Origin of the sequence: Mesorhizobium sp. M4A.F.Ca.ET.090.04.2.1, assembly GCF_003999085.1 — a bacterium.
GTDB lineage: Bacteria > Pseudomonadota > Alphaproteobacteria > Rhizobiales > Rhizobiaceae > Mesorhizobium.
Genome location: NZ_RZOT01000182.1, coordinates 1 through 10,399, shown reverse-complemented (window position 1 = coordinate 10,399; position 10,399 = coordinate 1). Strand labels below are relative to the sequence as shown.

General features: G+C 64.7%; 13 protein-coding genes and 1 pseudogene. 7 read left to right on the top strand and 7 right to left on the bottom strand.

Features of this window, described 5'->3' with window-relative positions; genetic code table 11:
• The 4 genes and pseudogenes from EN781_RS14870 to def all read right to left on the bottom strand — a co-directional run.
• Positions 1 to 184 (bottom strand): annotated as a pseudogene (locus tag EN781_RS14870) (methionyl-tRNA formyltransferase); the annotation flags it as partial.
• Between the two features lie 30 nt (positions 185 to 214).
• Positions 215 to 640: a type II toxin-antitoxin system VapC family toxin gene (locus EN781_RS14865; protein WP_126057205.1), complete on the bottom strand. Its 426-nt coding sequence runs from the start codon at positions 638 to 640 to the stop codon at positions 215 to 217.
• A complete protein-coding gene (locus tag EN781_RS14860; RefSeq protein ID WP_126057206.1) occupies positions 637 to 918 on the bottom strand; it encodes a plasmid stabilization protein in 282 nt (93 codons plus the stop codon). The genes EN781_RS14865 and EN781_RS14860 overlap by 4 nt, the downstream gene beginning before the upstream one ends.
• Before the next feature lie 65 nt (positions 919 to 983).
• A complete protein-coding gene (gene def, locus EN781_RS14855) occupies positions 984 to 1,514 on the bottom strand; it encodes a peptide deformylase (protein WP_126057207.1) in 531 nt (176 codons plus the stop codon).
• 103 nt (positions 1,515 to 1,617) lie between these two features.
• Here def and EN781_RS14850 point away from each other — a divergent pair, with 103 nt between their 5' ends.
• Positions 1,618 to 2,865, top strand: coding sequence for a DNA recombination protein RmuC (locus EN781_RS14850; protein ID WP_127400093.1), 1,248 nt, complete (start codon positions 1,618 to 1,620; stop codon positions 2,863 to 2,865).
• A gap of 7 nt (positions 2,866 to 2,872) precedes the next feature.
• Here EN781_RS14850 and EN781_RS14845 read toward each other — a convergent pair whose 3' ends face one another.
• The gene (locus tag EN781_RS14845; RefSeq protein WP_126057209.1) at positions 2,873 to 3,277 is read right to left on the bottom strand and encodes a GFA family protein; all 405 of its coding nucleotides are present in this window, start codon (positions 3,275 to 3,277) and stop codon (positions 2,873 to 2,875) included.
• A 64-nt stretch (positions 3,278 to 3,341) separates the two neighbouring features.
• Entirely contained in the window at positions 3,342 to 4,307 is a 966-nt protein-coding gene (locus EN781_RS14840; RefSeq protein ID WP_126057210.1) for a cation diffusion facilitator family transporter, read from the bottom strand.
• 36 nt (positions 4,308 to 4,343) lie between these two features.
• On the opposite strand from EN781_RS14840, the gene EN781_RS34360 reads away from it, so the two are divergent.
• Complete coding sequence (locus EN781_RS34360) at positions 4,344 to 4,709, top strand: hypothetical protein (RefSeq protein ID WP_189347582.1); 366 nt, start codon at positions 4,344 to 4,346, stop codon at positions 4,707 to 4,709.
• Between the two features lie 228 nt (positions 4,710 to 4,937).
• Entirely contained in the window at positions 4,938 to 5,252 is a 315-nt protein-coding gene (sugE, locus tag EN781_RS14830; protein ID WP_126057211.1) for a quaternary ammonium compound efflux SMR transporter SugE, read from the top strand.
• Positions 5,253 to 5,325: 73 nt separating this feature from the next.
• Here the strand turns inward: sugE and EN781_RS14825 are convergent, their stop codons facing one another.
• Positions 5,326 to 5,754 (bottom strand): DUF6481 family protein, encoded by a 429-nt coding sequence (locus EN781_RS14825; RefSeq protein ID WP_126057212.1) that lies wholly within the window; start codon positions 5,752 to 5,754, stop codon positions 5,326 to 5,328.
• Positions 5,755 to 5,992: 238 nt separating this feature from the next.
• Between EN781_RS14825 and EN781_RS14820 the strand changes: the two genes are divergently transcribed.
• The 4 genes from EN781_RS14820 (at position 5,993) to EN781_RS14805 (ending at position 10,253) form a co-directional block, all read left to right on the top strand.
• The gene (locus tag EN781_RS14820; RefSeq protein WP_126057213.1) at positions 5,993 to 7,048 is read left to right on the top strand and encodes an LLM class flavin-dependent oxidoreductase; all 1,056 of its coding nucleotides are present in this window, start codon (positions 5,993 to 5,995) and stop codon (positions 7,046 to 7,048) included.
• A gap of 119 nt (positions 7,049 to 7,167) precedes the next feature.
• Complete coding sequence (locus tag EN781_RS14815) at positions 7,168 to 8,340, top strand: AI-2E family transporter (protein ID WP_126057214.1); 1,173 nt, start codon at positions 7,168 to 7,170, stop codon at positions 8,338 to 8,340.
• Positions 8,341 to 8,423: 83 nt separating this feature from the next.
• Positions 8,424 to 9,251 carry an arylamine N-acetyltransferase gene (locus EN781_RS14810; protein ID WP_126057215.1) on the top strand — a complete coding sequence of 276 codons (828 nt, stop codon included), beginning with the start codon at positions 8,424 to 8,426 and terminating at the stop codon, positions 9,249 to 9,251.
• Between the two features lie 3 nt (positions 9,252 to 9,254).
• The gene (locus tag EN781_RS14805) at positions 9,255 to 10,253 is read left to right on the top strand and encodes an LLM class flavin-dependent oxidoreductase (protein ID WP_126057216.1); all 999 of its coding nucleotides are present in this window, start codon (positions 9,255 to 9,257) and stop codon (positions 10,251 to 10,253) included.
• Positions 10,254 to 10,399: the final 146 nt, after the last annotated feature.

The following is a 10,399-nucleotide window of genomic DNA, read 5'->3' as shown; positions in this document are numbered from 1 at the left end:
CCTCTATGCCCAGCCGCTCTGCCTCGCGCTGCGCCGGCGACGGCGTCAACTCAAGCCCGCGCCGGCCGGCGGCGCGTGGCGGCTGGGTGTAGACGGCGACGATCTCGTGACCCGCTTCGGCAATCGCGCGCAGCGTCGGCACGGAAAATTCCGGCGTGCCCATGAAGATGACGCGAAGCGACATTTTGTCGTGCAATCCTATTTTCGTGCTGGCTTAGGCGCCCACTTCAAAAGGGTTTACAAGCTTCAGGTCAAGCCCGTCGAAATCGCGCACGTCGCGCGTTGCGAGCGTGGCGTCGTGGGCCAGACATATGGCGGCAATCATGGCGTCAGAGAGGCTGATGGGACGCCCCACTGCCTCCCGTGCAGCACGCAGCTTCCCAGCAAGCGCAGGGATCGAACCGGAGAAATCGACGACACGGCCGTCAAACTGCTGCGAAATCAATTGGTCGAGTTGACGAACATAGCGTTCCGACCCGGTCCTGTTCAAAACCCGTTCCGCGCCGAAGAACAGTTCCATTACAACCGGGCCGCATAGATGGAGTGCAAGCAGATCCTGTCTGCGAAACCACCCGACCACATTCTCGTCGGGCTTAGGCTTGCTGGTCTCGGAAATGACGTTGGTGTCGAGGACGATCACTCGAAATCCTCTGGCGGGCGGCCGAAGTCTCGTTTCCGCTCCGCTTCGATTTCATCCATGGTTTCGACAAATTCGTCGCTGGCTTCGGCGTCGAACACCGAGCGAATGGAATCCCACGCCGAAAGACCGGGCGCCGACCGGGCTTCCTTCTCAGCGATGATGCCCTTGCGCAGGAGATCGATGGCCTTGCCCGACAGGCTTTGGCCGCCGATGCGGGCCGCCTGCTCGATTTCACGTTTCAAAGGTTCGGGAATACCCCTGATCAGCATGTCACCCATCAGCGTGCCTCAGATTGATATCAATGATATCAATATCTGCACCCAGACTCAAGAAACGGTACCCCCTAGCCCACCAGCTTGCCCGGCGCCTTGTCCCTGGCGAGCTTCCTGAATTTCTTCACGACCATGTCGCGCTTCAGCTTCGAGATGTGGTCGATGAACAGCACGCCGTTGAGATGGTCGATCTCATGCTGCAGGCAGGTCGCCATCAACCCTTCGGCCTGCATCTCCTGCAGCTTGCCGTCGCGGTCGAGATACTTCACCCGCACCGCGGCGGGACGCTCGACCTCGGCATAGTAATCCGGAATCGACAGGCAGCCTTCCTCATAGACGGAACGCTGGTCGGAGCTTTCGAGGATTTCCGGATTGATGAAGACATGTGGCGCCGGCGTCTCGTCCTCCTTGGCAAGGTCGATGACCAGCATGCGCAGCGGCTCGCCGATCTGGATGGCCGCCAGGCCGATGCCCGGCGCGTCATACATGGTGTCCAGCATGTCGCCAGCCAGCTTGCGCAAGGGCGCGTCGACGCGCTCGACCGGTTTGGACACCTGGCGCAGGACGGGATCAGGTAGAATGACAAGTGGCTTGATCGACATGGCGTCTCACCTAAGACGTCATGCGAAAAGCGTCAACCGGGGCAGCTTTGACCTGTTCACGTTTTGATCTGTGCCGGGGGGCCGAATCATCTATGCTGCCCTTATGAACGACCTGAGCTCCATCCTTTCCGAACCCGTGGCCCGGCTCGGCGCCAGCACGCTCACGCTCGGCCATATGCTGGCCTTCGGAGCGATCCTGTTCCTCGGCCTCTTCGTTGCGCTGGTCATCGCGCTGTGGCGCTCGGCCAAGGCACGCACGATCGCCGCGGCGGAGGCCGCCGACCATGCACGCGACGCCGAGGCGCGGATGGCTGGCATCCTGCAGGCCCAGGCCGAGATGCAGGGGCGCATGGGTGCTATCGCCGAAGTGTTCGGGGCGCGGCAGGCCGAGCTCACCCAGTCGATCGGCCAGCGTCTCGACGCCATGACCGGCCGCATCGGCCAGACCATGACCGAGCAGACCAAATCGACGCATGAGAGCCTGGCCAAGCTGCAGGAACGGCTGGCGGTGATCGATACCGCGCAAGGCAACATCCAGTCGCTCGCCGGCCAGGTCGTGCAGCTGCAGGCGATCCTCTCCAACAAGCAGACGCGCGGCGCCTTCGGCCAGTCGCGCATGGAGACGATCGTCGCCGATGGCCTGCCGCATGGTGCCTATGAATTCCAGGCGACCTTGTCGAACGGCAGCCGGCCGGACTGCCTGGTGCGTATGCCGAACGGCGCACCGTCGCTCGCCATCGACGCCAAATTCCCGCTGGAGGCCTGGAACGCCATCCGCGCCGCCGAAGGCGCGGAGATGCAGAAGACCGCGGCGCAGGCCTTCCGGCGCGATATCGAGGTGCATATCCGCGATATCGCCGACAAATACCTGCTCCAGGGCGAAACGCAGGACACCGCCTTCATGTTCGTGCCCTCGGAATCGGTATTCGCCGAGATTCACGAGAATTTCGAGGCGGTGGTGCAGAAGGCGCACCGGGCCCGCGTCGTCATCGTCTCGCCGTCGCTGTTGATGCTGTCGATCCAGGTCATCCAGGCAATCCTGAAGGATGCCCGCATGCGCGAGCAGGCGCATCTGATCCAGGGCGAGGTGATCCGGCTGATGGAGGATGTGGGGCGTGTCGACGAGCGGGTACGCCGGCTGCAGACGCATTTTACCCAGTCGGCCAAGGACATCGACGACATTCTGGTCTCGACGTCTAAAGTGACCAAGCGCGGCCAGAAGATCGAGGCGCTGGAGTTTGGCGAAGGCGAAGCGGAGGCGCCGCGCGGCGGCAGGGTCGAGGCCGGCGCCAGAGTGGCGGATTCCAAGACCGGCCAGTTGAGGCTGAGGGTTGTCGAGGACGGCGACTGAGGCGGCGCTACTGCTCCTCGATGGTCGTCATGCCCTGGAATTCCGGCAACCATTGCAGTGCGGAGCGGTGCCAGACCTGCTTTCTCGGAATCAGTTCCTCGCGCTGACGCGACGTACCGGCCCTGATGCCATAAATCTTCGGCCCATCGCCGACCGAGGTCGCATAGAGATGGGAGCCGCAGTCGCCGCAAAAGCCCTGCGCGCGCTTGGCGCCAGAGGATCCGGTCTTGATGTAGACCTTCGGCGAGCCGCTGGTGATCCGATAGTTGCTTTCCGGGGCTGGAACCGTCACGCGGAAGGCTGTGCCAGTCAATTGCTGGCAGTCCGTGCAGTGGCAGATCGAGGTCTTTTCGGGGTCGACCTCGGCTTCGTAGGTGATGGCGCCGCAATGGCACCCGCCGTCGATTTTCATCCTAGCTTCTCCCTGGATAGTCTTGGAGATTCTAGCGCGGCAACCGGACCATGCAATGACTTGGCTAAATCGGCTGGTCGCCGGACGCGGCGTCGATCAGCTTGCGGCGTTGCTCCCACGTTCCGGTCGTCTGCGGCTTGACGAACAGCCGCGTGATCTCCGGCATCTCGGTTTTCAGCCGCGCCTCCAGCCGCTCGACGCAGACTTCGATCTCGGGCGCCGTCAGATGGTCCTCGAACTCGACGCTCAGGCCGGCGACGATCTCTTGCGGTCCCATATGGACGGTGACAACGCCGTTCGCCCGCCGCACCGCTGGATCCTGCTGCACGATGGCCAGCACCCTCTTCTGCACCTCCGGCAATGCCGGCTCGCCTATGAGCAAGCCCTTGCTCTCGCGCGCCAGGAAGATCGCGGTCGAGCCGAGGATCAGCGCGATGCCGATCGAGGCGGCGCCGTCGAGCTCGGGCATGGCAAAGACTTCCGCCGCCAATATGCCGGCAAAGGCGACGACCAGGCCGAGCAGCGCCGCGCTGTCCTCGAACAGCACCGTATAGACGCTTGGATCCTTGCTGAGCCGCACCGCCTCGAACCAGCCCAGCCTGCCCTTCTCACGGCGGAACGCCATCAGCGCCACATACCAGGAACTGCCCTCGAACAGGAAGGAAAGGCCGAGCACGACATAGTTGACCATGACATTGGCGACCGGCTCCGGCGCCATGATGTGCACCACGCCTTCGTAGAACGACACGCCGGCGCCAAGCGCGAAGACGAGGAGGGCGACGATGAAGCTCCAGAAATAGAGCTCGCGGCCATGGCCGAGCGGATGGCTGCGATCGGGCGGGCGGGCGGCGCGATGCATGCCGTAGAGCAGCAGCCCGCCATTGCCGGTGTCGACCAGCGAATGCACGCCTTCCGAAAGCATCGCCGAACTGCCGGTGAAGGCCGCGGCGGCGAATTTGGTCAACGCGATCGCCAGATTACCGGCAAGCGCCGCGTAGATGACCTTTTTCGATCCGCCATGCCCAGCCATGCCGCGCTGTCCCGGTTGACGCCTGGAGCTTAATGCATGTGGCCCAAAACTGCGCAGCGGTTTTGGGGAGAGCATCAAGACAAAGACTTAAAGCGCGACGCCCGATTCCGTTTCGTCGTGGTGCGCATTAACGCTCGGCCGTCGAAGGTCCACAGGCGATTCACCGGCGAAAACCGGTTGACAGCGGCTAGGCCGCCACGCGCGTCCGACAATGTCCTCTTGCAGTCCGGCTTTTCTCTTGTTTCACTTCATCGCCCACAATCGGAGGAACGAATCATGGCTAAAGGTGCGATGAAGGCGGGCAAGGAAGCCCGTAAGCCGAAGAAGGACGCGAAGAAGCCCGCCGCGGCCCCGGCCCTTAAGGCGCCGCCGGTGAAGGCGACGCGGCTCAAGGACAAATAGGCCTCGGCTGATCCGTCACGGCGCGGATTTACAACCGGCGGCATGGATCATGCTGCCGGTGTTTTGTTGATTGGGCCGAGGACTGCCTATATCAGTGTGGCGAGGACGACCTCGCTTCTCTCCCAAAACCCGGCCGGGACGACCCGTGCTCCCAGTGCTGCTCCGCGCGTCGGCACAGTTGGACCGCAACGCGCCTTGTGGGCAGCACGCAGCGAATGGAGCGTCCCGATGTCGTGGATTTACCTGTTTTTCGCCGGCCTGTTCGAGATCGGCTGGGCGATCGGCCTGAAATACACTGACGGTTTCTCTAAGCTGGTGCCGACGGTGCTGACCGTCGCCTCGATGATCGTCAGCCTCGGCCTGCTCGGCCTGGCGCTGAAGGCGCTGCCCGTCGGCACCGCCTATGCGGTGTGGACCGGCATCGGCACCGTCGGCACCGCGCTGCTCGGCATCTGGCTGCTCGGCGAGCCGGCGACCGTGGTTCGGCTCGCCTGCATCGGCCTCATCGTCTGCGGCATCGTCGGCTTGAAGCTGGTGGCCTGACGTTTGCCGCACGGCAAACGCGTTCGGGGCCGCCCTTGGCGACCCTGAACCTGCTCTTCGAACGAAACCGCTGTTAGCGGGCCGAGAAGCCCGGAGGCGTCCGGCCGACACGCGCCTTGCGCGCGGCATAGCGCGCATCGCGCTTGGCCTTGCGTTCGGCCTCGTCGGCGAGCAAGCGGGAAATGCGCTCGTTCTCTTCGGCTTCCCGGATCTTGGCCTCCGCCGCAGCCGCCTCTTCGGCGGCAATGCGCGCTGCCTCGGCAGCTGCCTCGCGCGCGGCCTTCTCAGCCGCTTCGCGGGCCAGCTTTTCCTGCTTCAGCCTGGCCTTTTCGGCTTCGCGTATCGCGCGCGCCTCAAGGATTGCCTTGCGTTCGGCTTGTCGCGCCAGCACTGCAGGATCGTCCGCCGCCGGCTTTGACTTGAAGCGCTCCAGAAGCGCCTTCTTTGCCTCGTTCGCGGCATTGCGCCGCTCGAAAATGTCTTTTTCCCTGTAGATAGCCAAGTCCACTTCCCTGAAGTCAATTCGCGACGCTTACATACGCGCGAAAACCGATAGTTCAAGCGCCAAAACGGTATGCCAGCCATGAAATTCTGGGCTGTTGCAACTGGGAGACGTCACAATCCCGCGCGAAAACCGACATGCAGTGTTCACAGTCCGCGCCTCTGGCGGCGCGGCGGGCGGGTAGCTATCTCCAGCGCGACGCACAAACATCGAAACAAAGTCATCAGGATGGCACGGCATGGAACTCGGTCTCTACACTTTCGCTGACGTCAGCCCGGAACCCGGGCCGGGCGCCATCGGCCCGCATGAGCGGTTGCGCAATCTGATCGAGGAGATCGAACTGGCCGACCAGGTCGGCCTCGACGTGTTCGGACTGGGCGAGCACCACCGCCCCGACTACGCCGCCTCGGCGCCGGTCGTGGCGCTTGCCGCAGCGGCCGAGCGCACCAGGCGCATCAAGCTGACCAGCGCTGTCACCGTGCTCTCCTCCGACGATCCGGTGCGCGTCTTCCAGCAGTTCGCGACGCTCGACCTGCTGTCCGGCGGCCGCGCCGAGATCATGGCCGGACGCGGCTCCTTCATCGAATCCTTCCCGCTGTTCGGCTTCAACCTCGAAGACTATGACGAGCTGTTCGCCGAGAAGCTCGACCTGCTGCTCGCCATCCGCGATCACGTCAAGGTGACGTGGCAAGGACGCCTGCGCGCGCCGATCAACGGCCGTGGCGTCTATCCGCGCCCCTTCCAGGAGAAACTGCCGGTCTGGATCGCCATCGGTGGCACCCCGCAGTCCGCCGCCCGCGCGGGCGCGCTCGGCCTGCCGCTGGCGCTCGCCATCATCGGCGGCGAGCCGGCGCGCTTTGCGCCGCTGTTCGAGGTCTATCGTCAGGCCGCCAGACGGGCCGGCAACGATCCGGCAAGCCTCGCCACCAGCCTCAACGTGCACGGCTTCATCGCCGAAACCACCGAGCAGGCGGCGGACGATTTCTACGCGCCGCAAGCCGAGGTGATGAACCGCATCGGCCGCGAGCGCGGCTGGGGTCCGACCTCGCGGGCGCATTTCGACCAGTCGCGCGGGCCGAACGGCGCCTTGTTCGTCGGCAATCCCGAACAGGTGGCGGAGAAAATCGTCGCCCAGCACCGGATCTTCAACAATGACCGCTTCCTGCTGCAGATGGCGATCGGCACCATGCCGCACGCCAAGATCATGAAGGCGATCGAGCTCTACGGCACCAGGGTGGCGCCGATCGTCCGCAGGGAGACCGCGAAGATCGCGCCCGCCGAGCCCGTCGCCTGATCGGGTCGCGTGACCTGATCCCATCCGGGCCAAGGGGTCATTGCCGGCTAACGGAACCTTGCAGCTACGCGGGCGTTTTCGCAGGGAAGCCGCGTGTCGCGGTGTGCCCGAGGAAAGCGATGAAGGCCGAACCGACCGCTTCGGGTAGCGCCGGTGCCGCAGGGAGTCCGGACCCGCGCGAGGCCGCGCGAGCGGACACGCATTTGATGCGGTCCCTGCTCATCGGCATCTTCATTCTGATGACCGTCTATGCGCTCTATTTCGGGCGCGCCTTCTTCATGCCGGTGATCCTCGCCTTCCTGCTGGCGCTGACGCTCACGCCGATCGTGCGCTTCCTGCGCCAGCGCGGCGTGCCCGATGCGCTGTCTGCAACGCTGCTTGTGCTCATGTCGGTGATTTTCGTCGCCGGCGCCGGCTATCTGCTCAGCGGCCCGGTCATTGACCTCATCAACAAGGCCCCCTCGATCGGCCTGCAGCTGACCGAGCGCCTGGCACAGCTCAGGCAGCCGTTCGAAAAGATCATGCAGATCTCGCATCAGCTGGAAGGGTTGACCGAGACCTCGCAGGAGCCCGACGTCCAGAAGGTCGTGCTGGCGCAATCCGGCATGTTGTCTTCCGCCGCCGGCAACATCCTGTCGGCGGGCACCGGCATCACCATCGTCTTCGTGCTGTCGCTGTTCCTGCTCGCCTCGGGCACGATGTTCTACGAGAAGATCATCCAGTCGTTCGCCAGCCTCAGCGAGAAGAAGCGGGCCTTGCGGGTCGTCTACGACGTCGAGCGCGAGATCTCGCATTACCTGCTTACCGTTACCATCATCAATGCCGGCCTCGGCACGGTAATTGGCCTGGGCCTGTGGGGGCTCGGCATGCCCAACCCAATGGTCTGGGGCGCGGCCGCCGCCTTGCTCAACTTCCTGCCCTATGTCGGGGCGCTGATGACGATCCTGCTGGTCACGGTGATCGCGCTGATCAGCTTCGACTCGATCTCCTATGCGCTGCTGGCGCCGGCCTTCGTGCTTCTGTGCGACCTGGTAGAGGGCCAGTTCGTGACACCGATGGTGGTCGGCAGACGCCTGGAGATCAACGCGGTGGCGGTCTTCATCGCCATTGCCTTCTGGTCGTGGCTGTGGGGCTTCGTCGGCGCGCTGATGGCGGTACCGCTGCTGGTCGTCATCAAGGTCTTCTGCGACCACTTCGAAGGGCTGAGCCATGTCGGCAATTTCCTGGCGGCACAGCACAGCGTCGTCGTCGAGGAGGATACGGCCGAGGAGAACGGCAAGGTCCGGACCTGACCCAGCCCGGCAATTGTTGGCCGCGCTGTTTGTCGGACCCGGAGCGAGTGCCTATATCGAGCCGGTCAAGCCGGACCTCCTTCATGACCAACGCCTCCTTCGACCTGGATGCCTATTTCGCCCGTATCGGCTATCGCGGTCCGACCGAGGTGTCGCTGGCGACGCTGAAAGCGCTGCACCGGCAGCATCCGCAGGCGATCCCGTTCGAGAACCTCGATCCGTTTCTCGGGCATCCGGTCAAGCTCGATCCCGCCTCGCTGCAGGACAAGGTGTTGGCGCGCGGCCGCGGCGGCTATTGCTATGAGCACAATCTGATCCTCTTGCATGCGCTGACGGCGCTCGGCTTCGAGGTGAGCGGCCTTGCCGCGCGGGTCCTGTGGGGCCAGACCGACGACGCCGTTACCGCGCGCAGCCACATGCTGCTGCGTGTCGAGCTCGACGGCCGCACCCATCTTGCCGATGTCGGCTTCGGCGGGCTGACGCTGACGGCGCCGCTGCTGCTCGAAGCCGGACCCGAGCAGCAGACCCCGCATGAAACCTTCCGCCTCGTGGAGACGGACGATCACTTCCGCCTGCAGGTGGAACTCGGCGGCGCCTGGCGCAACGTCTACCGCTTCGACATGCAGCGCAGCTACGAGGTCGACTATGCGGTCAGCAGCCACTTCCTGTCGACGCATCCGAGCTCGCATTTCCTGTCCTCGGTGATCGCGGCGCGCGCCCTGCCCGACCGGCGCTACGCGCTGCGCAACAACCGGCTGTCGACGCATCATGTCGGCGGCCGCACCGAGCAGCGGGAGATCGCGACGGCGGCCGAACTTGCCGACGTGCTGGAAAACCAGATCGACATCGTCATCCCGGACCGGCCTGCCTTCGAGGCCAGGCTGCGGGAAAAGAGCATCGTGGAGCGCTGAGAAATGACAGCCCTTTCCGTCCTTGACCTGTCGCCGATCGCCGAAGGCAGCGATGCCTCGCGCTCGCTGGCGAACTCGCTCGACCTCGCCCGCCATGCCGAACGCCTCGGCTACAGGCGTTACTGGCTGGCCGAGCATCACAACATGCCGGGCATAGCCAGTGCCGCGACTTCGGTGGTCATCGCCCATGTCGCCGGGGGCACAAAAACGATCCGCGTCGGCGCCGGCGGCATCATGCTGCCCAACCATGCGCCGCTGGTCATCGCCGAGCAGTTCGGCACGCTGGCGGCGTTGTTTCCCGGCCGCATCGACCTCGGGCTAGGCCGCGCGCCGGGCACCGACATGATGACCGCCAGGGCGCTGCGCCGCAATCTCGAGGCCAGCGATAATTTCCCGCAGGACGTCGTCGAGCTGATGGGCTATTTCCAGCCGGCCGAGGAGGGTCAACGCATCCGCGCCGTGCCCGGCGAAGGCCAAAAGGTGCCGGTCTGGATCCTCGGCTCCAGCCTGTACGGCGCGCAACTCGCCGCCCTGCTCGGCCTTCCTTACGCCTTCGCCTCGCATTTCGCGCCGGCCGAGCTAGACCATGCACTTGAGGTCTACCGCTCGCGCTTCCAGCCGTCGGCCGAACTCGACAGGCCGTATGTCATGCTTGGCCTCAACGTCTTCGCCGCGCCGACCGACGCCGAGGCACGGCATTTGTTCACTTCGCTGCAGCAGGCCTTCGTCAATCTGCGCACCGGCCGGCCCGGCCGGTTGCCGCCGCCGGTCGAGGGCTACGAGCAGACGCTGGACCCGATGGCGAAGACCATGCTGGGCCAGGCGCTGTCCTGCGCCGTCGTCGGGTCGCCGGAGACGGTGAGGCTCGGCATCGATGCCTTCGTACGCCGCACTGGCGCCGACGAGCTGATGGTGACGGCGCAGATCTTCGACCATGCGGCCAGGGTGCGCTCGTTCGAGATCCTTGCCTACGTCCACAAGTCGCTGTCGCGGGCGGCCTGAGGCCATTCACTGGTTTTGCCGCTTTTGCAGGGCAGCGGCTTTTGCTATGGGCGGACCACGCTTTCCCGGCAGCGAGCACGCCTGTGACCAACGACCTCGACGCGCGAACGCGCTTTGCCATCGACCTTGCGCGCCGCGCCGGCGAG

Bases quoted from the DNA above. Each gene is read 5' to 3' on its own strand.
- EN781_RS14860 (WP_126057206.1), bottom strand. From the start codon at position 918: ATGGGTGACATGCTGATCAGGGGTATTCCCGAACCTTTGAAACGTGAA.
- def (WP_126057207.1), bottom strand. From the start codon at position 1,514: ATGTCGATCAAGCCACTTGTCATTCTACCTGATCCCGTCCTGCGCCAG.
- EN781_RS14850 (WP_127400093.1), top strand. From the start codon at position 1,618: ATGAACGACCTGAGCTCCATCCTTTCCGAACCCGTGGCCCGGCTCGGC.
- EN781_RS14845 (WP_126057209.1), bottom strand. From the start codon at position 3,277: ATGAAAATCGACGGCGGGTGCCATTGCGGCGCCATCACCTACGAAGCC.
- EN781_RS14840 (WP_126057210.1), bottom strand. From the start codon at position 4,307: ATGGCTGGGCATGGCGGATCGAAAAAGGTCATCTACGCGGCGCTTGCC.
- EN781_RS34360 (WP_189347582.1), top strand. From the start codon at position 4,344: ATGTGGCCCAAAACTGCGCAGCGGTTTTGGGGAGAGCATCAAGACAAA.
- sugE (WP_126057211.1), top strand. From the start codon at position 4,938: ATGTCGTGGATTTACCTGTTTTTCGCCGGCCTGTTCGAGATCGGCTGG.
- EN781_RS14820 (WP_126057213.1), top strand. From the start codon at position 5,993: ATGGAACTCGGTCTCTACACTTTCGCTGACGTCAGCCCGGAACCCGGG.
- EN781_RS14815 (WP_126057214.1), top strand. From the start codon at position 7,168: ATGAAGGCCGAACCGACCGCTTCGGGTAGCGCCGGTGCCGCAGGGAGT.
- EN781_RS14810 (WP_126057215.1), top strand. From the start codon at position 8,424: ATGACCAACGCCTCCTTCGACCTGGATGCCTATTTCGCCCGTATCGGC.
- EN781_RS14805 (WP_126057216.1), top strand. From the start codon at position 9,255: ATGACAGCCCTTTCCGTCCTTGACCTGTCGCCGATCGCCGAAGGCAGC.